Annotated in this window: 8 protein-coding genes; all 8 read left to right on the top strand. The window is 71.4% G+C overall.

The annotated features are described in order from the left end of the window. Window positions 1-7: 7 nt before the first annotated feature. The 8 genes from AC07AB_RS05185 (at window position 8) to AC07AB_RS05150 (ending at window position 21,836) form a co-directional block, all read left to right on the top strand. Window positions 8-12,913 (top strand): amino acid adenylation domain-containing protein, encoded by a 12,906-nt coding sequence (locus tag AC07AB_RS05185; protein WP_478560268.1) that lies wholly within the window; start codon window positions 8-10, stop codon window positions 12,911-12,913. A gap of 178 nt (window positions 12,914-13,091) precedes the next feature. Beyond that, window positions 13,092-14,315: a cytochrome P450 gene (locus AC07AB_RS05180; RefSeq protein ID WP_478560265.1), complete on the top strand. Its 1,224-nt coding sequence runs from the start codon at window positions 13,092-13,094 to the stop codon at window positions 14,313-14,315. A gap of 176 nt (window positions 14,316-14,491) precedes the next feature. After that, window positions 14,492-15,655: a cytochrome P450 gene (locus AC07AB_RS05175; RefSeq protein WP_478560262.1), complete on the top strand. Its 1,164-nt coding sequence runs from the start codon at window positions 14,492-14,494 to the stop codon at window positions 15,653-15,655. A 418-nt stretch (window positions 15,656-16,073) separates the two neighbouring features. Further along, window positions 16,074-17,447 (top strand): aminotransferase-like domain-containing protein, encoded by a 1,374-nt coding sequence (locus tag AC07AB_RS05170; RefSeq protein WP_478560259.1) that lies wholly within the window; start codon window positions 16,074-16,076, stop codon window positions 17,445-17,447. Window positions 17,448-17,596: 149 nt separating this feature from the next. Next, a complete protein-coding gene (gene dpgA, locus AC07AB_RS05165) occupies window positions 17,597-18,817 on the top strand; it encodes a 3,5-dihydroxyphenylacetyl-CoA synthase DpgA (protein ID WP_478560256.1) in 1,221 nt (406 codons plus the stop codon). A gap of 14 nt (window positions 18,818-18,831) precedes the next feature. After that, window positions 18,832-19,491, top strand: coding sequence for an enoyl-CoA-hydratase DpgB (gene dpgB / locus AC07AB_RS05160; protein ID WP_478560253.1), 660 nt, complete (start codon window positions 18,832-18,834; stop codon window positions 19,489-19,491). Next, complete coding sequence (gene dpgC / locus AC07AB_RS05155) at window positions 19,488-20,792, top strand: (3,5-dihydroxyphenyl)acetyl-CoA 1,2-dioxygenase DpgC (RefSeq protein ID WP_478560250.1); 1,305 nt, start codon at window positions 19,488-19,490, stop codon at window positions 20,790-20,792. Before dpgB ends, dpgC begins: the two co-directional genes overlap by 4 nt. A gap of 234 nt (window positions 20,793-21,026) precedes the next feature. Further along, entirely contained in the window at window positions 21,027-21,836 is an 810-nt protein-coding gene (locus AC07AB_RS05150) for an alpha/beta fold hydrolase (RefSeq protein WP_478560247.1), read from the top strand. Window positions 21,837-21,926: the final 90 nt, after the last annotated feature.

Below are 21,926 nucleotides of genomic sequence, written 5' to 3'. Positions count from 1 at the left end.
ACGAGCGATGACCCAGTCCCGTGTCGAAGATGTGTGGCCGCTCTCGCCGTTGCAGGAGGGCATGCTGTTCCACGCCACCTTCGATGGCGCGACCCCGGACGTCTACCAGGCACAACGAGCGATGGAGCTGACCGGGCCGCTGGACGCGGACCGCTTGCGGACGACCTGGGAGGGGCTGCTGGCCCGGCACGCCGCGCTGCGGGCGGGTTTCCGCCAGCGCAAGTCGGGCGAGTCGGTGCAGATCGTCGCGCGGGCGGTGACCCTGCCATGGCAGGAGGCGGACCTCTCCGGCATGGCGGAGGCCGACGCGCTCGCCGAACTGGACCGGCTCTCCGCCCGCGAGCGGGCGGCACGGTTCGACATGGGCGTCCCCCCGCTGCTGCGCCTGCTGCTCGTACGGTTCGGCGCGGAGCGGCACCGTCTGGTGATCACGCACCACCACATCCTCATGGACGGCTGGTCGCTACCGGTCCTGATCAATGAGATGACCACGGTCTACGCGGCGGGCGGCGGCACCGCCGGACTTCCGCGGACGACGTCCTACCGGGAGTACCTGGCGTGGCTGAACCGGCAGGACAAGGAAGGGGCCCGGAACGCGTGGCGCTCGGCGCTGGCGGGGGCCGACGGGACCACCCTCGTGTCGCCCGCCGCCCCGGCGAGGACGACCGAGGCGTTCGCGAACCTGGGCACCCACCTGTCCGCCGACCTTTCCCAGGGCCTGGCGCGGTTGGCGCAGAGCCACGACCTGACGGTGAACACCGTGGTGCAGGGCGCGTGGGCGCTGGTGCTGGCCCGGCTGACCGGCCGCGACGATGTCGTCTTCGGCGCCACGTCGGCGGGGCGGCCCGCGGAGCTCCCGGGGGTCGAGTCGATGGTGGGCCTCATCATCGACACGCTCCCGGTACGGGTGCGCCTCGACGGTGGGCAGCCGGTGCTGGACATGCTGACGCGGTTGCAGGAGCGCCAGTCGGCGCTGATGGCGCATCAGCACCTCGGGCTGCCGGAGGTCCAGCGGACCGCCGGTCCCGGCGCGGTCTTCGACACCCTGGTGGTGTACGAGAACTACCCCCGCCCCCCGGCCGAGGCGCCGGACCCGGACACCTTCGCCATCAGGCTCATCAGCGGGCAGGAGGCCGCGCACTATCCGCTCACGCTGCTCCTGACCCCCGGCGACCGCATGACCTGCGAGATCGACTACCGGCCCGACCTGTTCGAGCGCGATGCCGTCCAGTCGATCGTCGGCCGCCTGGTGCGCGTCCTGGAACAGGTGACCGCCGATCCGGCGACGCGGGTCGGCGACATCGACGTACTGCACGAGGGCGAGCGCTCCCGCGTGGTGGAGGAGTGGAACGACACCGCCCGTCCGGTGTCGCGGGGCACCGTGGTGGACCTGTTCGAAGAGTGGGCGGAGCGTACGCCGGGCGCGGTGGCGGTGCGGTGTGGTGCTGATGTGTTGTCGTATGGGGAGTTGGAGGGTCGGGCGAATCGTCTGGCGCGGTATCTGGTGCGTCTGGGTGTGGGTCGGGAGTCGCGGGTGGGGTTGTGCCTGCCGCGTGGGGTGGACATGGTCGTCGCTCTGCTGGCGGTGTGGAAGGCCGGTGGCGCGTACGTGCCGCTCGACCCCGAATATCCGTCGGACCGGCTCGTCTACATGATCGCCGACAGCGGCGCGACGGTCGTCCTGGCGACCGCCGAGACGGTGGCCGAAGTGTCGGCCGGAACGGCGGACCTGGTGCTCCTGGACGCGTCCGCGACCGAGAGCGCGCTCACCGCCGAGGACACGTCCCCGCTGAAGAAGCCGACGAGCCCCGGCCAATCGTCCAACGTGATCTACACATCCGGCTCGACGGGGCGGCCGAAGGGCGTGGCGATGACGCACGGCGGCGTGCTCAACATGGCGGAGGCCGCGCGGCCGGTGCTGGGTATGGCGGAGGGCGTGACGGCGCTTCAGTTCGTGTCGTTCAGCTTCGACGCCGCCGTGCTGGATGTCGCGGTCACCCTGGGCGGGGGCGGCACGCTGGCGATCGCGTCGAGCGAGGAGCGTACGGACCCCGACGCGCTGGCTGCGATGATCCGCCGCTCGGGCGTGAAGGTCGCGAACGGCGTGCCCTCGCTGCTGAGCCTGCTCGACCCGGAAGCCGTGCCCGACGTGGAGAACTGGCTGGTGGGCGGGGAGCGGCTAAGTCCCGACCTGGCGAGCCGGTGGCGGGCCGGAGCGCGGCTGTGGAACGCGTACGGTCCGACCGAGGCAACCGTGATCTCGACGGCCGGACTGCTGGCGGAGGGCATCGGCCCGCAGGACGCGCCGCCCGCGATCGGGCATCCGCTCGGCAACGTCCGGGTCTTCGTCCTGGACTCCCTCCTGCGCCCGCTGCCGCCCGGCATGACCGGCGAGCTGTACGTGGCCGGGGCGGGTCTGGCGCGTGGCTATGTGGGGCGTCCGGGGCTGACGGCGGAGCGGTTCGTGGCCTGCCCCTTCGCCTCGGGGGCTCGGATGTACCGCTCGGGTGACCTGGCGCGGTGGACGGCTGACGGACAGTTGGAGTTCGTGGGGCGCGCGGACGAGCAGGTCAAGATCCGAGGCTTCCGCGTCGAACCCGGAGAGATCGCGGCCGTGCTCGCCACCCACGACACCGTCGACCAGGCGGCGGTCGTGGTGCGCGAGGACCGGCCGGGTGTCAGGCAGCTCGTCGCGTACGCGGTCCCCGTCGCCGATCGTCGGCTCGACAGCGTGGAGCTGCGCGACTACGCCGGCAGGCACCTTCCGGAGCACATGGTCCCCGCCGCGGTGGTGCCGCTGGACGCGTTGCCGCTCACGGCCAACGGCAAGCTGGACAAGGCCGCCCTGCCGGCCCCCGACCTCGCGGCCAGGAGCGGGCGCGCACCCGCGACGCCCACGGAGGAGGTCCTGTGCGGCCTGTTCGGCGAGGTGCTGGAGCTGGAACAGGTGGGGGCCGAGGACAACTTCCTCGAACTGGGCGGTGATTCACTCCTCGCCATGCGGTTGATCGCGCGGGTGCGATCGGTGCTGGACACGACGGTGAGCATCAAGGAGCTGTTCGCCGTGCCGACCGTGGCCGGCGTCGCACGGCTGATCGACGGCACGCAGAACGCGGAATCGGCAGTGCTGGAGCGTCAGATACAGCCTGACGTCCTGCCGTTGTCGTTCGCGCAGCAGCGGATGTGGTTCCTCAACCGGATGGATGACGGCCCCGCCACGGCTGCCGCGTACAACATGCGCCTGGCGCTGCGGATTTCGGGTGAGCTGGACGTGGCGGCGCTGGAGGCCGCGCTCGGGGATGTGGCCGATCGGCATGAGACTCTGCGGACGGTCTTTCCCGATGTCGACGGCGTGCCGCATCAGCAGGTGCTGGAAGGAGAGGCGGGACGCCCGCGACTCGTCACAGTGGAGACCAGCGAGGAGCAGCTTGAACAGGCCCTCACCGCACACACCCGGCACGCCTTCGACATCAGTGCGGAACTGCCGTGGCGGATAGGTCTGTTCGTGGTGGCGCCCTCCGATTCGGTGCTGCTGATCGTGGCCCATCACATCGCGTCCGACGGCTGGTCGATGGGTGTGCTCGGACGGGACCTGCAAATGGCCTACGCGGCTCGGCACGCGGGGCGGGGACCGGATTGGGAGCCGTTGCCGGTGCAGTACGCGGATTACGCGCTGTGGCAGCGCGCCGCGCTGGGCGAACTGGGCGACCCGGAGAGTGTGGTGAGCGGTCAGTTGGAGTACTGGCGCGGGGTGTTGTCCGGCGCGCCGCAGGAGTTGGCCTTGCCGTTGGACCGTTCTCGGCCGGCTGTTCCGTCGTTCCGGAGCGGCAGTGTGCCGGTGAGTGTGGACGCGGTGACGCATGGGCGGTTGGTGGAGCTCGCGGGGCGCGGCCGCGTGACGATGTTCATGGTGATGCATGCGGCGGTGTCGGTGCTGTTGTCGCGGATGGGCGCCGGGGACGACATTCCTCTGGGTACGCCCGTTGCGGGTCGTGGTGATGCGCAGACGGAGGCTCTGGTGGGGCTCTTCGTCAATACGCTGGTGCTGCGCGTCGATGTGAGCGGTGACCCTTCGTTCGGTGAGCTGCTGGGCCGGTTGCGGGAGCGGGATCTGGGGGCGTACGCGCATCAGGACATCCCCTTCGAGCGGTTGGTGGAGGAGCTGAACCCCACGCGTTCGATGGCCCGCAACCCGCTGTTCCAGGTGATGCTGACCGCCGGGAACGTGCCGGAGACGCGGTGGGAGCTGCCGGGCCTCCGGGTGCGGCCGATGCCGTCGATGACGGCGCCGCCCGCGCTCTTCGACCTGTCGGTGACCTTGGGCGAGCGGCGTGCCGCGGACGGTTCTCCGGCCGGTTTGGAGGGCGGCATCCTGTATGCCGCCGACCTGTTCGACGAGGAGACCGCCCAGGCCCTCGCCGCCCGGCTGGCACGGGTACTGGAACAGGTCGCGGACAACGCCCGCATTCGCGTCAGTGAGATCGACGTCCTCAGCGCGGAGGAGCGGTCCTCCGTGGTCGAGAAGTGGAACGACACCGCTCGGCCGCCGGTGGCGGGGACAGTGCTGGACCTCTTCGCCGCTTGGGCCGACTCGACTCCGGACTCTGTCGCCGTGCGGTGTGGCGCGGATGCGCTGACGTATGGGGAGTTGGAGGGCCGGGCGAATCGTCTGGCGCGGTACCTGACCCGTCTCGGTGTGGGTCGGGAGTCGCGGGTGGGGCTGTGCCTGCCGCGCGGAGTGGACGCGGTCGTCGGCCTGCTGGCGGTGTGGAAGGCGGGCGGCGCGTACGTACCGCTCGACCCGGAGTACCCCGTTGACCGGCTCGCCTTCATGATCGCCGATAGCGGTGCGTCGGTGGTGGTGGGTATGACGGGGACGCTGTCCGGCGTGCACGTGGGCTCGGCGGCTGTGGTGGAGCTGGATCAGGCGGCGAAGGCCATCGATGCGGAACCGTCCAGCGCACCCCAACTCGCGCTCAGCCGGGACACGTTGGCGTATGTGATCTATACCTCCGGTTCGGCGGGCCGACCCAAGGGCGTGGCGGTCGCACACGGAGGCGTGGCGAACTTGGCGGAGGTCATGCGGCCGGTGCTGGGTGTGACGGCGGGTGTGACGGCGCTTCAGTTCGCGTCGTTCAGCTTCGATGCCGCGGTGCTGGATGTCGCGGTCACTCTCGGGGCCGGCGGCACGCTGGCGATCGCGTCGAGCGAGGAGCGTACGGAGCCGGAAGCTCTCGCCCGGATGATCCACGCGGCGGGTGTGAAGGTCGCGAGCGTGGTCCCTTCCCTCCTGGGTGTGCTGGATCCGGCCGCCGTCTCCGGTGTCGAGAACTGGGTGGTCGGCGCGGAGCGCGTGACCGCGGAGCTGGCCGCGCGGTGGCGTGCCGGGTCGCGCGTGTGGGTCGCGTACGGCCCGACCGAGGCGAGTGTCATCACGACGTCCGCGCTGCTGGCGGAGGGCATCGGCCCGCAGGACGCGCCGCCCGCGATCGGCCGCCCCCTCGGCAATGTGCGGGTCTTCGTCCTCGACGACTTCCTGAAGCCGGCTCCGGTCGGCGCGGTCGGCGAGCTGTACGTGGCCGGGGCCGGACTGGCGCGTGGCTATGTGGGCCGGCCGGGGCTGACGGCGGAGCGGTTCATAGCCTGCCCCTTCGTCCCGGGGGCTCGGATGTACCGCTCGGGCGACCTGGCGCGGTGGGCGGCTGACGGACAGTTGGAGTTCGCGGGCCGTGCGGACGAGCAGGTCAAGATCCGAGGCTTCCGCGTCGAACCAGGGGAGATCGAATCCGTCCTGGCCCAGCACGCGTCCGTGAGCCGAACAGCGGTCGTGGTGCGCGAGGACCGGCCGGGCGAGCAGCGCCTGGTGGCGTACGTCGTCCCCGCCGACCCTGCCGAGTTCGACGGCGCGGTGCTGGAGGAGTTCGCCCGTACCCTTCTGCCGGACTACATGATCCCGGCAGCGGTCGTCGTCCTGGAGACGCTGCCGCTGACCGCCAACGGCAAGCTCGACCGGTCCGCGCTACCCGCGCCGGAGACGGCCGGCCGCGCCGGACGAGCCCCCGACACCCCAGCCGAAATACTGGTCGGCGGCCTGTTCGCGGAGGTGCTGGGGCTGGAGCGGGTGAGCGCTGAGGACAGCTTCTTCGAACGTGGCGGTGATTCGCTGCTGGCGATGCGGTTGATCGCGCGGGTGCGGTCGGCGCTGGACGTGGCGGTGAGCATCAGGGAGCTGTTCGGTTCGCCGACGGTGGCAGGTGTCGCGCGGTCGATCGAGCGCGCGCAGAGCCCGGACGGCTCCGTGCTGGAGCGTCAGATACGGCCTGATGTCCTGCCGTTGTCGTTCGCGCAGCAGCGGATGTGGTTCCTCAACCGGGTGGGCGACGATCCGGCCGCGGCCGCCGCCTACAACTTGCCGCTGGCGCTGCGGATTTCGGGTGAGCTGGACGTGGCGGCGTTGGAGGCCGCGCTCGCGGACGTGGCCGATCGGCATGAGAGTCTGCGGACGGTCTTTCCCGATGTCGACGGCGTGCCGTGCCAGCAGGTATTGGAGGGCGACGCGGGACGCCCGCCGCTCGTCGTCACGGAAGCCGGCGAAGAGGAATGGGAAGCGGTTCTCGCCGCCCACGCGGGCCATGGCTTCGACATGAGTGTGGACCTGCCCTGGCGGGTGACCCTGCTCCGGTCCACACCGTCGGAGTCCGTGCTGCTCATCGTGGCGCACCACATCGCGTCCGACGGCTGGTCGATGGGCGTCCTGGCGCGCGACTTGGAGAGGGCCTTCGCCGCGCGCAGCGCGGGCCGGGCGCCGGGCTGGGAGCCGCTGCCGGTGCAGTACGCGGATTACGCGCTGTGGCAGCGCGCCGCGCTGGGCGACCCGGATGACCCGGCGAGTGTGGTGAGCGGACAGCTCGACTACTGGCGTGAGGTGCTGTCCGGCGCGCCGCCCGAGCTGTCCCTGCCGTTGGACCGTTCGCGGCCGGCTGTTCCGTCGTTCCGGAGCGGCAGTGTGCCGGTGAGTGTGGACGCCGTGACGCATGCGCGGTTGGTGGAGCTCGCGAGGCGCGGCCGGGCGACGATGTTCATGGTGATGCATGCGGCGGTGTCGGTCCTGTTGTCGCGGATGGGCGCCGGCGATGACATCCCGTTGGGTACGCCGGTCGCGGGTCGTGGTGATGCGCAGACGGAGGCTCTGGTGGGGCTCTTCGTCAATACGCTGGTGCTGCGCGCCGATGTGAGCGGTGACCCTTCGTTCGGTGAGCTGCTGGGCCGGTTGCGGGAGCGGGATCTGGGGGCGTACGCGCATCAGGACATTCCCTTCGAGCGGTTGGTGGAGGAGCTGAACCCCACGCGTTCGATAGCCCGCAACCCGCTGTTCCAGGTGATGCTCTCCGCCGGGAACGTGCCGGAGGCCCAGTGGGAGCTGCCGGGCCTCCAGGTGAGTCCATTGCCGCCCTTCTCCGCGCCGCCGACCCGCTTCGATCTGGCGCTGGCGTTCACCGAGCGGCGTACTGCGGACGGGGCTCCGGACGGGCTCGACGGCGGCATCCTGTACGCCGCCGACCTGTTCGACGAGGAGACCGCTCAGGCCCTCGCCGCCCGGCTGGCACGGGTACTGGCTCAGGTCGCGGCCGACCCTGACACGCGCCTCAGTGACATCGACGTGCTCGACGGGGCCGAGCGCTCCCGAGTGGTGGGGGAGTGGAACGACACCGCTCGGCCGGTGTCGGCGGGGACGGTGCTGGATCTGTTCGCCGCTTGGGTCCGTTCGACGCCGGGTGCGGTGGCGGTGCGCTGCGGTTCCGACGCTTTGTCGTACGGGGAGTTGGAGGGTCGGGCGAACCGTCTGGCTCGGTACTTGGCCCGTCTGGGTGTGGGCCCGGAGTCGCGGGTGGGGTTGTGCCTGCCGCGGGGGGTGGACATGGTCGTCGGGCTGCTGGCGGTGTGGAAGGCCGGTGGCGCGTACGTGCCGCTCGACCCGGAGTACCCGGCGGACCGGCTCGTCTACATGATCGCGGACAGCGGTGCGTCGGTCGTCCTGGCAACGGCCGAAACGTCGGCCGAGGTATCGGAAGGCGCTGCGCGTGTAGTGGTGCTGGACGAGGCGGCGGAAGCCATCGAGGCATCAGATGCTCTCCAACTCACCCCGAAACCGGAACAGTTGGCCTATGTGATCTACACCTCCGGTTCGACGGGTCGGCCGAAGGGTGTCGCGGTCGCGCATGGTGGTGTGGCGAATCTGGCGGAGGCCATGCGGCCGGTGCTGGGCGTGGCCGAAGGGGTGACGGCGCTTCAGTTCGCGTCCTTCAGCTTTGACGCCGCGGTGCTGGACGTCGCGGTCACCCTGGGCGGGGGCGGGACGCTGGCGATCGCGTCGAGCGAGGAGCGTACGGAGCCGGAAGCGTTGGCCAGGATGATCGACGCGGCGGGCGTGAGCGTGGCGAGCGTCGTGCCTTCTCTCCTCGGCGTGCTGGACCCGGCCGCTGTGCCCGGTGTGCGGAACTGGGTGTTGGGTGCGGAGCGGTTGAGTGCGGATCTGGCCGCGCGGTGGCGGGCCGGGGCGCAGGTCTGGAACACGTACGGTCCGACCGAGGCGACCGTGATCACCACGGCCACGCCGCTGGCGGAGGGCATCGGCCCGCAGGACGCACCGCCGCCCGTAGGCCGCCCCCTCGGCAACGTTCAGGTCTTCGTCCTCGATGATTTCCTGCGGCCGGCGCCTCCGGGTGTGACGGGTGAGCTGTACGTGGCCGGGGCCGGCCTCGCGCGCGGTTATACGGGTCGGCCGGGCGCGACCGCGGAGCGGTTCGTGGCCTGCCCCTTCACCCATGGCGCGCGGATGTACCGCTCGGGTGACCTGGCGCGGTGGACGGCTGACGGCCAGTTGGAGTTCGCGGGCCGTGCGGACGAGCAGGTCAAGATCCGAGGCTTCCGCGTCGAGCCCGGCGAGGTCGAATCGGTCCTGGCCTCTCACCCGGACGTGGCCCAGGCCGCCGTCGTCGCACGCGAGGACCGGCCGGGCGACAAACGGCTGATCGCCTACATCGTCCCCGCGGTGCCGGAGATCGACCAGCTTCTGCTGCACGAGCACATGAGCAAGGCGCTGCCGGACTACATGATCCCGGCGGCGGTCATCGCGCTGGAGACGCTGCCGCTGACCGCCAACGGCAAGCTCGACCGGGCCGCACTGCCGGTGCCCGACTTCGGCGAGCGGGCCTCGGGCCGGGCGCCGGAGAGCGAGATGGAGAAGGCCGTCTGCGCCCTCTTCGCCGAGGTGCTCGACGTCGAACGGGTGGGCGTCGACGACAGCTTCTTCGACGCGGGCGGCAACTCGACACTGGCGATGCGGCTCGCCGCGCGGATCAGGACCGAGTTCGGCGCCGAGTTGAATATGCGTCAGTTCTTCGGCGCGTCGACACCGCTCGGTGTGGCCCGGATGCTCCAGTCGAAGGCGCGCCCGGTGCTGCGGCCGGTCGACCGCCCCGACGGCATCCCCCTCTCGGCGAACCAGTCGCACACATGGCAGGCGGACCAGGTGCGCGACGAGGCGGATCTGCGGCTGCCACTCGTGCTGCGCCTGGTCGGTGAGCTGGACCGGGCGGGGCTGGAGGCGGCGCTCGCGGACATCGCGGCGCGCCAGGACCTCCTGCGGACGACCTTCTCCCGTACGAGCGAGGGAGAACTCGTCCAGCACGTCCTGGACGCGGCCGACACCGCCGCCCACCCCCGGCTCACCGTGGTGTCGGCGACGGAGGAGGAGTTGCCGGACCTGCTGGCCGTACACGGCGGCCACAGGTTCGACCTCACGCGGGAGACGCCCTGGGCGCAGTACCTGTTCGCCCTCTCGGACACCGAGCACGTACTGCTCCTCGTCGTGCACCGGATCGCCGCTGACGACGCGTCACTGGATGTTCTCGTCCGCGACCTGGTGGCGGCCTACGGCGCCCGGCGCGAGGGACGGGTCTCCGAACGGGCGCCGCTGCCGCTCCAGTTCGCCGACTACGCGCTGTGGGAGCGGGAGCTGCTCCAGGGCGAACAGCAGGCGGAGAGCCTGGTCGGCGATCAGCTCGCCTTCTGGAAGAACGCCTTGGCCGACGTGGCGGCGACGCTGCCGCTGCCGACCGACCGCCCGCGCCCGCCGAGGGCGTCGCACCGGGTGGAGTCCGTCGCGCTGAGCCTCGACGCCGAGGCGCACGACAGGTTGGCGGAGGCGGCCGAAGAGCGCGGGGCGTCGTCGTTCATGGCGGTGCACGCCGCACTCGCGCTGCTGCTCACCCGGCTCGGCGCGGGCACCGACATCACGCTCGGTACGGTGCTCCCGCGCCAGGACGAGGAGGAGAGCCTGAACGGTGTGATGGGCCCCTTCGCGGACCTGGTGGCGCTGCGTACGGACACCTCCGGCGACCCCACGTTCGTCGAGCTGCTCGACCGGATCAGGGAGGCCGCCCTCCCCGCCGACGCCCATCGGGACGTTCCGTTCGAACGGGTCGTGGCCGCGCTGTCGCTGCCGCCCTCGGCGGCGGCTCACCCCGTGTTCCAGGTCCTGCTCGACGTGCGGGACGACGTCGCGGAGAAGTGGGACACGGCGGAGCTGGCGGGCCTGGACACCACGCGCCTTCCCGCGGGCGGCGGGACGTCCGAGCTGGACCTGTCGTTCTCCCTCGTGGAGCGGCTGGAGGACGACCGGACTCCGGCCGGACTCGACGGTGTGCTGCGCTACGCCACGGATCTCTTCGACCCGTCCACGGCCAGGGCGCTCGCGGACCGGCTCATCCGCGTCCTGGAACAGGTGGCGGCCGATCCCGAGGTGCGTCTCAGCGAGGTGGACATCCTGCTGGGCCGGACCGAGCACCGCCGGATGGTGGTGGCCGGGAACGGCACGGAGGCCCGGGCGCCGGGCGGCACGGTGGTCGAACTGCTCGCCGGGCAGACGGCCCGTACCCCCGACGCCCTCGCCGTCACGGACTCGGGCGGCACGCTCACCTACCGCGAGCTGGACGCCGCGTCCGGCTCGCTCGCCCGGCGGCTGGTCGAGCGGGGGACAGGGCCGGAGGACGTCGTCGTCGTGGCGCTGGAACCCGGGGCCGCACTCGTGGTGGCGCTGCTCGGCGTGTTCAAGGCGGGCGCCGCCTGCCTGTTCGCCGACCCGGCCCGGCCGCTCGGCGGGACCGTCCGAGGGCTGCGCCGGACCCGTACCGCCGCGCTGATCTGCACCGAGGCCGCGGCCGGTCTGCTGCCGGCGGGCAACACCGTCCCGGTGGTATCAACTGTCCTGGCCGATGCCCCGGCGAACGGCGCGGGGCGTACGAGGCCGGGCCACGCGCATGCGCCCGGCCACGCGCCCTCGCCCGGTCACGCCGCGCTCGTGCTCGACGCCGCCGAGGCGGCGGGCGCTCACACCGCGGGTACGGTCGTGGAACACCGCGCCCTGGTCAACCAGGTAGCGCACCGGATGGAATCCTCCCCGGTGGACCACGGCGCCGCACTGGACGTACGGGCTCCCGCCCCGGCACTGGTCACGCCATTGCTCGCGGCGCTCTGCGCCGGTGGTGGCGTGCGGCTGGGCGTCCCCGGGCAGGACATCCCGCCGGCCGCAGGGCCGGACGGCGTACGGCTGCTGGCCACCACCCGTGAGGGGCTGACGGCCCTCGCGGAGCCCGCTGCCGGGCGACCGGCGTTCGCGGAGGTCATGGTGGTGGACGGCGGCCACGTCACCGTCGACGACATGGCGGAGTGGCGGGAGCGCCACCCCGGCGTGGCGCTGGTGAGCGGCCACGGCACGGCGGAGACGGCCGGCTCGTGGCTCGGCCACCGGAGCGGGCCGGACGAGCCGCTCCCGGAACAGGCGGACGCCGGGCGGCCGATGGCCAACACCCGCGCGTTCGTGCTGGACGGCCTGTTGCGCCCGGTGCCGACAGGCGTCGTGGGGGACCTGTACATCGCGGGGGCCTCGCTGGCGCGCGGCTACGCGGAGGCTCCGGGGCTGACCGGCGACCGGTTCGTGGCCTGCCCGTTCGGCCCCGGCGGCGAGCGGATGTTCCGTACGGGCCGGCGGGCGAAGCGGACCCCCACCGGGCTGCTGACCGTGTCGGACGAGCACCGGGACGGCGACCGGCCCGGTACGGCGCTGCGCACGGTCGGGAACCGCGACGACCTGGGCGTACTGCTGCCACTGCGGCCGGAGGGCGACCGCCCGCCGCTGTTCTGCGTGCATCACAACACCGGCCTCGGCTGGGGGTACGCGGCGATCCTCCCGCACCTGCCGGCGGACCAGCCCGTCTACGGTGTGCAGGCGCGCGGGCTCGCCGGGCCGGAGTCCCTGCCGCAGAGTGTCGAGGAGATGGTGGCCGACTACGCCGACCGGATCCGGGCCCTCCAGCCGTACGGCCCGTACCACCTCCTCGGGTGGTCCGCCGGCGGGCTGTTCGCTCAGGCGCTCGCGGCCCGGCTGGCCGAGCTGGGCGAGAAGGTCGGTCTCCTCGCGCTGCTGGACAGCTACCCCAACTCCATGGGCGACGTCTCCGTGGTCGACCTGGAGAACCCGGCCGAAGAGGACGGCTACGTCGGACAAGAGGGAGGCGAGGGTGGTGTCTTCGGAGCGGGCGGCGTCTACCCGGCGGGTGTGAGCGGCCCGCTCGTGACGAACATGCGGGAGATCATGCGGCACACGTACCAGCTGGGGAAGAACCACACACCGCGCTTCTTCCCGGGCGACCTCGTGGTGTTCGTCGCGACCGGGGGCCGGCCGGCGGACCCGCGGGTGCCGGACGCGGTCGCGAGCTGGCGGCCGTACACGGGTGGCGAGATCGTGACGCACGATGTCGACGCCGGCCATCACGACATGCTCCAGACGGCCAGTCTGTCGCGCATCGGACGCATCGTCGCGGACGGGCTTCGCGCGGCGAACGGCACGTAGCCGACAGGCGGTTGGCAGGCGGTCGGCACACGATCGGCAAGTGAACAGCGCGTTGGAGAAAGCGAGTTACCGGGCGCGGCGGACGGCACGACTGTCGTCGTCGGCCGTCGCGCCCGCCGACGCCGACCGCCCCGCGGGGCGGCACGGGCGAGAGGCACGACCGGGAGGGTGACCGCGTATGACGAAGCCGCAGGAGTCTTCGCCGCGACGGCAGCGGGGTGAGCCGAAGCAGGCGGACATCCCCGTGCACATGCGGAGAATCGGGCTCGAACCGCTGCCCGAGCTGAGCCGGATGAGCGCGGAGACGCCGTTCGCCAAGGGGGTGAGCCCCGTCGGCGACAGCTGGGTCGCCACCGGCCTCGACGAGGTCCGGGCGATCCTCGGCGACACGGAACGGTTCAGTACGAACCCGGTCGCGGACACCGCGGCGGAGTCCCGGGGGCTGGCCCAGGACGGCAACCCGCTGCAGAACGACCCGCCGGAGCACACCCGGATCCGGAAGATGCTGACGCCGGAGCTCACGGTGCGGCGGATGCGCAGGATGGAGCCCGTCATCGAGGAGATCGTGGCGGACCGGTTGAAGGTGCTGGAGCGGGCCGGGCCGCCGGCCGACCTGATGCGCCATTTCGCCTGGCCCGTGCCCGGCCTCGTCGCCTCCGCACTGTTCGGCATCCCCCGTGACGACCAGCCCCAGCTGACCCGCAACATGCTGCTCGGCCAGCGCCGCGACGGCCCGCGGAAACTGGTGATGGCCGCGGAGCACGCCTTCACGGACTACCTGGACCGGTTCGTCGCGCGCAAGCGCCGTGACCCGGTCGGCGACGACATGATCAGCATGCTGCTCCGGGACCATGGGGACGGCATCACCGACGCGGACCTGGTGGGGCTCATCGACGCGACGCTGGGCGCCGGCCTGGAGAACATGGCCGGAATGCTGGGGCTGGGCCTGCTGGCGCTGCTCGACCACCCCGACCAGCTGGCGCTCCTCCGGGAGCGGCCGGAGCTGATGGGCCGGGCGGTGGAGGAACTGCTGCGCTACGTGGCGGTCGTGCCGCTCGCCAACTTCCGTACCGCGCTGGTGGATGTGGAGTTCGCGGGCCACGTCGTGAAGGCGGGCGAGGTCGTGGCCTGTTCGCTGTTCGCGGCGAACCGGACCCAGTACCCCGACACGCCGCGGGACGACTTCGACATCACCCGCGGCAGCACCACCCATGTGGCCTTCGGACACGGCATCCACTTCTGCGTCGGCGCTCCGCTGGCCCGGATGGAACTGCGGATCGCCTTCGCCCGGCTGCTGGACCGCTTTCCCGGTCTGCGGCTGGCAGTTCCCCGCGAAGAACTGCGGTTCCGATCGCAGTCGCGGCCGATATACGGAATCGAGAAGCTGCCGATCGCCTGGTAGCGGAGGCCGGCCTGATCCATCGCGTACCCGGCCGCCACCCCTGGGGAACGGAACGCGAGAAACGGAACACGAGAAACGAAGCACAAGGAACGAAGCACCAGGAACGAAACACGAGGAACAAAGCACAAGGAACGAAACACAAGGAATGACACGCGAGGAATGAGAGGAGTCCAGGGATGCCCAAGGAATCGAATGTTCCCGTGTACCAGCGTCGCAACGGGATCGACCCCTTGCCCGAGCTGGTCCGGATGAGCGAGGAGACGCCATTCGCCGAAGTCTCCGGGTCCACGGTGCTCGACTGGATCGCCACCGGGCGCGATGAGGTCAAGGCGGTTCTCGGCGACGCGGAGCGGTTCACCGGCAAGCCGCGCCCGGCGCAGACGATGGACGGGCAGCCGTTCGACACCGGGAATCTGCTGCACTACGACCGGCCGGACCACGCCAGGCTCCGGAAGATGCTGACACCTGAGTTCACCGTGCGCCGCATGCGCCGGATGGTGCCCATCATCGAGGAGATCGTCGAGGACCGGCTGAACATCCTGGAACGGGCCGGGCAGCCAGCCGACCTGGTGCGCCACTTCGCCTGGCCCATGCCCGGGCAGGTCGTCTGCGGGCTGCTCGGCATCCCCCGCGACGACGTGGCCGACCTGGCGCGCATGCTCGACATCCGCTCCACCAGCCGGGCGAGGAAGCAGGCGACGGCGGTGCAGGCGCTCGACAGGTACCTGGTCGGGATCATGGTGCAGAAGCGCGGCGACCCGGGCGACGACCTCCTCGGCATGCTCATCCGCGAGCACGGCGAGGAGCTGACCGACCACGAGCTGGCGGGGATCGCCACGTTCCTCGTCTCGGCGGCGGTGGAGAGCACCGCCCAGATGCTGGGGCTGGGCCTGCTCGCGCTGCTGCTCCACCCGGACCAGCTCGCGCTGCTCCGGGAGCGGCCGGAGCTGATGGACGGGGCGGTGGAGGAGCTGCTGCGGTACGTGTCGGTCGTCTCGACGGCGTCGCCCCGCACCGCACTGGTCGATGTGCCGATGGCGGGAAAGGTCATCAAGGCCGGTCAGGCCGTGGGCTGTTCGCTGATCGCGGCCAACCGCGCGGAGACGCCCGGCGAGCCGGACCGCCTCGACATCACCCGCGGGGCCGCCTCCCACGTGGCGTTCGGCCACGGAATCCACTTCTGCCTCGGCGCCTCGCTGGCGCGGATGCAACTGCGGGTCGCCCTCGCGCGGTTGCTGGAACGCTTTCCCGACCTGCGGCTGGGTGTGCCGCCCGAGGAGCTGCGATTCCGGCCGTTCGCCCCGCAGTACGGGGTGGAAACGCTGCCGGTCACCTGGTAGGACGTGTGCGTTCCGGTCGGTTTCGCAGGCACCGGGCGTCGGGAAATGTTCTCAATTCTCGCTGCCCTGCCCAAGTGGCGGACTTGGATGGTTAGACAGCGCCCTCCTGGAATCCCCATCTGCTTCTATGCTGTTCGGAGACTCTTTCGTACGAGGCGCTTCAACGCTGCCTGAGGTTCCGGGCTCGCGATCCCCTTGTAACCGAGGGGACGGGGAACGAGTCGGTGCGGCCGCCGTGCGGCCAGACGAATCTCACGGACCGATTGGCGGTGCGGCGGGTCGGGGCCAGGTTTCGAGCACGTCCGAGCGCTTGATCCGAGCTTCCGAGAAATAGTGAGGGAAAGGCTTCCGGGAAGATATTCCGGAAGCGGGTGCCGGAAACGATTCTTTCGATCACCGGTGTCGCGGGGGGAATTCCATGGACGGACAGAGCGACGACGACCGCGCTCGGCCGGGCCGCGAGCGTACGGAGCCCGTTCCCGGGCCCGTGTCCGCGGCGCGGCTGCACAAGAGCGAACTGCACTCCAGCGTCCGCGACCCGGTCCTGGACACGATGACCTTCCTCAACGAGGTCACGCTCCGCTACCCGGACGCGATCTCCTTCGCGCCCGGCCGGCCGTACGACGGCTTCTTCGACACCGAGCAGATCTTCGGCTACCTCCGCGGCTACCTCGACCACGAGGCGGAGCAGGGGAGTTCGCCGGAGCGCATCCGCACCCTCATGTACCAGTACGGGCCCGTCGCCGGGCAGATCCGCGAGATCGCCGCCGACTGGCTGCGCGTGGACGAGCACATCCACGTCCCCGCCGAGTCCATCGTGGTGACCGTCGGCGCCCAGGAAGCCATGCTGCTGGTGCTGCGGGCGCTCGTCGGCGGGCCCGAGGACGCCATCCTGGTCGCCAGCCCCTGCTTCATGGGCATCACCGGAGCGGCCCGGCTGCTCGACATCCCGGTGACACCGGTGCCGGAGGGCGCGGACGGCTTCCGCCTCGACGCGCTGGAGGCGGCGATCGAGCAGGAGCGGGCGCGGGGGCGGCGGCCGCGCGCCTTCTACGTCATCCCGGACCACTCCAACCCCTCCGGTACCACGATGGGGCTGCGGGACCGTACCGAACTGCTGGCACTCGCGGCGCGCCATGACCTCCTCATCGTGGAGGACAGCCCGTACCGCCTGGTCAGCCCGGGCCCCCCGCTGCCGACGCTGAAGTCCTTGGACCGGGCGCGCAGGGTCGTGCACATCGGCTCGTTCGCCAAGACGGTCTTTCCCGGCGCCCGCCTGGGCTTCGTCGTCGCCGACCAGCCGGTCGTGGACGGCGCGGGCCGCGGGACCCTGCTCGCGGACGAACTCGCCAAGATCAAGAGCATGGTGACGGTCAACACGCCGTCGCTGAGCCAGGCCGTGGTGGCGGGTGCTTTGCTGGCCGCGCGCGGACGCCTCTCGGAGCTGAACGCGAAGGCGGCCATCCACTACGACGACGCCCTGCGGCACACGCTCCGGGAGCTGGAGGCCCGCCTTCCGGCGGATCGCCGAGCGGCTCTCGGCGTGCGGTGGAACGAGCCCTCGGGCGGCTTCTTCCTGGGCGTGCGGGTGCCGTTCCGCGCGGACAACGCCGCGCTCACCCGGTCCGCGGAGGAGTTCGGCGTCATCTGGACGCCGATGAGCTACTTCTACCCGGGTGGCGGCGGATACCACGAACTCCGGCTCTCCATCAGCTATGTGACGCCCAGTGAGATCACCGAGGGCACAGCGCGGCTCGCGCGCTTCATCGAGGCCGCGAGTGAACCGTCCTGAACAGCCGTCAACCGCGCTCGGCGCGCACGGGATTCGAACGGCTCGCATCCGCACCGGCGGGTGCTCACGAGAAAGGCGACCGAAGTGATCAGTGTCTGTGGCACTCGGCGGCCGCGCACCAAACGACGTATGTGGGGGTGGACCTTCCGATGACCGTCAGTGTGGACAGTGTAGACAGTATGGACAGTGCGGAATCCATGGTGCTGCTGGATCTGGCACCGCTCGACACCGCGGCCCCGGCGACCGGGCCGCGCGAACCGATGGCGGTGCTCGCCCGGCCCCGGATCGTCGGGGTGGGCACGGCGACCAGCCCCACCTCCTACTCCCAGGAAGAGGTGCTCGATGCCTTCGGGATCACCGATCCCCGCATCCGCTCCGTCTTCCTCAACAGCGCGATCGAACGGCGCAACCTCAACCTCCCCGACCCGGGCAGCGACGGCGTACGGCCCGTGGAACCGCAGGGCGACCTGCTCGACAAGCACAAGCGCATGGCGCTCGACATGGGCGCCGAGGCGCTGCTGGACTGCCTGCGGCGGGCCGGCGCCGAACTCTCGGACCTGCGCCACCTGTGCTGCGTGACCTCCACCGGCTTCCTCACCCCCGGCATCAGCGCGCTCCTCATCCGTGAACTGGGCATCGACCGGCACTGCAGCCGCTCCGACATCGTCGGCATGGGCTGCAACGCCGGCCTCAACGCCCTCAATGTGGTGGCCGGCTGGTCCGCCGCGAACCCGGGCGACCTCGCCGTCGTCCTGTGCGTGGAGGCGTGCTCCGCGGCGTACGCGATGGACGCCACGATGCGGACCGCCGTCGTCAACAGCCTGTTCGGGGACGGCGCCGGCGCCATCGCGCTGCTGACCAACCCGGCCGAGGTTCCGCTGGCGATGGCCGGACCGCCGCTCGGCGCGCCCGAGACGGCGGCCACCGAAGGCCCCGGCATCCTCAAGTTCGCGAGCTGCATCATCCCCGAGGCCGTCGACGCCATGCGCTACGACTGGGACCGCGACCAGGGACGGTTCAGCTTCTACCTCGATCCGCTGATCCCCTATGTGGTCGGCGCGCACGCCGAACTCGTCGTCGACCGGCTGCTCTCGGGAACGGGACTGCGCCGGAGCGACATCGGCCACTGGCTCGTCCACTCGGGCGGCAAGAAGGTCATCGACGCCGTCGTCGTCAACCTCGGGCTGACGCGCCATGACGTCCGGCACACCACCGGCGTGCTGCGCGACCACGGCAATGTCTCCAGCGGCTCGTTCCTCTTCTCCTACGAACGGCTCCTCGACGAAGGCGTCGCGGCGGTCGGCGACTACGGAGTACTCATGACCATGGGGCCCGGCTCCACGATCGAAACGGCGCTGATCCGATGGTGAACCCGGAGGGTGCGATGGACCACACGCTCATGGTGGAGATCGACGGCGCCGAGCCGCTGTCGGCCACGACGGTCAAGACCCTCGCCGGCCTCTGCGACCGGGCCGAGGACCGCGGCGGCTCCGGCGTCGTCATCGTGCACGCCACCGGCGCCCCGGCCGGAGACTGGGCCGGCGGCCTCGACGTCATGCTGGTCAGCAAGTGGGAGCGCGCCGTGCGCCGACTGGAACGGCTCCCCATGGCCACGCTCGCGCTGGCCCACGGGGAGTGCGGCGGCGCGGCGCTCGACGTGTTCCTGGCAGCCGACATCCGGGTGGCCGCCCTCGACACCCGGCTGCTGGTGCACGGCGACGGCTCGGCCACCTGGCCCGGCATGGCCGGCTACCGGCTCGTACAGCTGGCCGGTGCCGCCCGGACCCGCAGGGCCGTGCTGTTCGGCCTGCCGATCGACGCGCCCGAGGCCCGTACGCTCGGCATCGTCGACGGGCTCGTCGACGACCCCGAACAGGCGGTCGCCGCCGCCGCGGGGCTGGTCAGCGGCCTGTCCGGGAAGGATCTCGCGATCCGCCGACAGCTCCTGCTCGACGCCAGGACGATGAGTTTCGAGGACGCGCTCGGCCCGCACCTGGCCGCCTGCGACCGGGTGCTGCGGGGCGCCGCACAGGAGGTCTCATGACCACCGTTCAGCCGTCCCCGGCGCCCGTCGAGGGCGTCTGGCCGAGCCTGTACGAGGCGGCGGCCCGCGTCGAGGAACTGGTGGCGACGCTGCCGGAGCCCGGTTCCCGCTCGCCGGAGCAGCGGGCCGAGGCCGCCGCGGCGAAGGACGCGGCCCGCGCACAGCGGGTCCGCTTCCTCGGGGCGCGCGCCGACCTCGTGTACGACCGGCTCACCGAGGGCCGCACCGTCGGACTGCGCCTCGCCGAACTGGTCGCGGCCGCCGCCGACGAGTTCCCCTCCCTTGTCCCCTCGGCCCGGCAGCTCGCCGACGACCGGAAACGGCGCCAGGCGGACAAGGAGGGGTACGAGATCGATCAGGGCATCTTCCTCCGGGCGGTCCTCGGGTCCCCGACCGCCGGCCCGCACCTGCTCGACACCATGCTGCTGCCGACGCCGCGGGCCCTGGAACTGCTGCCCGCCTTCCGCCGGACCGGCGAGGTCCGTACCCGGTCGGTCCTGCTCGAACGGCGTGACGGAGCAGCGTATGTGACGATGTGTCGGGACGACTGCCTGAACGCCGAGGACGTCGAGCAGGTCGACGACATGGAGACCGCCGTCGATCTCGCGCTGCTCGACCCCGATGTACGTGTGGGGGTGGTGCGCGGCGGCGAGATGACCCACCCCCGCTACCGCGGCAAACGGGTCTTCAGCGCGGGCATCAACCTCAAGAGCCTGCACGAAGGCGACATTTCACTGGTCGGCTTCCTGCTCCGCCGTGAACTGGGCTACCTCCACAAGCTCGTGCGGGGAGTGCGGTCCGACGGCCAAGGAGCGTGGCACGCGCGTACGGTCGAGAAGCCCTGGATCGGCGCCGTCGACACCTTCGCCATCGGCGGCGGCATGCAACTGCTCCTCGTCCTCGACCATGTAGTGGCCGCCGCTGACGCCTACTTCACCCTGCCTGCCGCCCGTGAGGGCATCGTGCCCGGGGCCGGCAACTTCCGGCTCGGTCGGCACACGGGGCCGCGCGTCTCCCGGCAGGTCATCCTCCAGGGGCGGCGTATCTGGGCGAGCGAACCCGACGCCCGGCTGGTGGCCGACGAGATCGTGGAGCCGCAGGAGATGGACGCGGCCGTCGCCCGGAGCGTCGAGCGGCTGAGCGCCCCGGCGGTCGTAGCCAACCGCAGGATGCTGAACCTCGCGGAGGAGCCGCCGGAGGAATTCCGGCGGTACATGGCCGAGTTCGCGCTCCAGCAGGCGCTGCGCCTCTACGACGAGGACGTCATCGCCAAGGTCGGCCGGTTCGCGGGGCGCCCATGACGACCGGGGCCGCCGGCGGGGCACGCCGCACGTACGGAGGCGCCGCGGGTACGGACTCACCGCGTGTACGCGTCCCCCTCACGTACGGAGGCGCCGCGTGTACGGGCGTCCGCCGACCGGCGCACCCTCGTACGGGCCGGCCGCCGTAAGACGCCGGACGGTCCTGCGCAGTCCTGAACGGTCCTGAACCGAACGGTCCTGAACGGAACACGAGACAGGTGAAGGGAGGCCCCCGTGCCGGTGGCGAGGATCAACGGAATCACCCTCGGCTATGACGTGTACGGCGCCGGGAAGCCGGTCGTGCTGGTCACCGGGACCGCGGCGCCCGGCCGCGTGTGGCGTTCGCACCAGGTGCCCGCGCTGAGAGCGGCCGGGTACCGGGCGATCACGCTCGACAACCGGGGCATTCCGCCGAGCGACCCGTGCGAGGAAGGCGTCACCCTCGACGACATGGCGGCGGACGTGGCCGGCCTCATCGACCACCTCGGTGTGGGGCCGTGCCGCGTCGTGGGCTTCTCGCTGGGCGCGATCATCGTGCAGGAACTGCTCGTGGCCCGTCCCGGGCTCATCAGCCAGGCCGTGCTGATGGCGACCTGCGGCAGAGCCGACGCGCTGGTCTCCGCCATGGCCGCGGGCGACATGGACCTCTGCGACAGCGGCACCAAGATCCCGCCCCGCTACGCGGCCTATGTGCAGGCGATCCAGAACCTCTCGCCAATGACGCTCAACGACGAGCGGCAGCTCCAAGGCTGGCTCGACATCTTCGAGATGTCGGCGGTTGACCCCTCGGGAGTCCGCAACCAGCTCAGCCTCCAGGCGGTCCCGGACCGGTTGGCGGCGTACCGGCGCGTCCGGTGCCCCTGCCTGGTCATCTCCTTCCGCGACGACCTGGTCGTACGCCCGTACCTCGGGCGCGAGGTCGCCGAGAGCGTTCCCGGCTGCGCGTACACGGAGATAGCCGGGTGCGGGCACTACGGATATCTCGAAAAGCCGGACGCGGTGAACTCCGCGATCGTGGATTTCTTCGCCGGCCGGCGGCCATGACAGCCGGCGGCCCGGGGACGGAACCGGCGCCGGACACCGGGAAGCGGGCCGCGGGCCGAACCGCCGGCCGCGCCGGCCGTACGGTGCCAC

Source organism: Streptomyces sp. NPDC044033, assembly GCF_056434425.1.
This window is presented reverse-complemented; position numbering and strand designations above follow the sequence as displayed.

What these genes read in the sequence shown, in the direction of transcription:
- dpgB (WP_478560253.1), top strand. Translation starts at nt 18,832, where the DNA reads ATGGACCACACGCTCATGGTGGAGATCGACGGCGCCGAGCCGCTGTCG.
- dpgC (WP_478560250.1), top strand. Translation starts at nt 19,488, where the DNA reads ATGACCACCGTTCAGCCGTCCCCGGCGCCCGTCGAGGGCGTCTGGCCG.
- AC07AB_RS05170 (WP_478560259.1), top strand. Translation starts at nt 16,074, where the DNA reads ATGGACGGACAGAGCGACGACGACCGCGCTCGGCCGGGCCGCGAGCGT.
- AC07AB_RS05175 (WP_478560262.1), top strand. Translation starts at nt 14,492, where the DNA reads ATGCCCAAGGAATCGAATGTTCCCGTGTACCAGCGTCGCAACGGGATC.
- AC07AB_RS05185 (WP_478560268.1), top strand. Translation starts at nt 8, where the DNA reads ATGACCCAGTCCCGTGTCGAAGATGTGTGGCCGCTCTCGCCGTTGCAG.
- AC07AB_RS05180 (WP_478560265.1), top strand. Translation starts at nt 13,092, where the DNA reads ATGACGAAGCCGCAGGAGTCTTCGCCGCGACGGCAGCGGGGTGAGCCG.
- dpgA (WP_478560256.1), top strand. Translation starts at nt 17,597, where the DNA reads ATGACCGTCAGTGTGGACAGTGTAGACAGTATGGACAGTGCGGAATCC.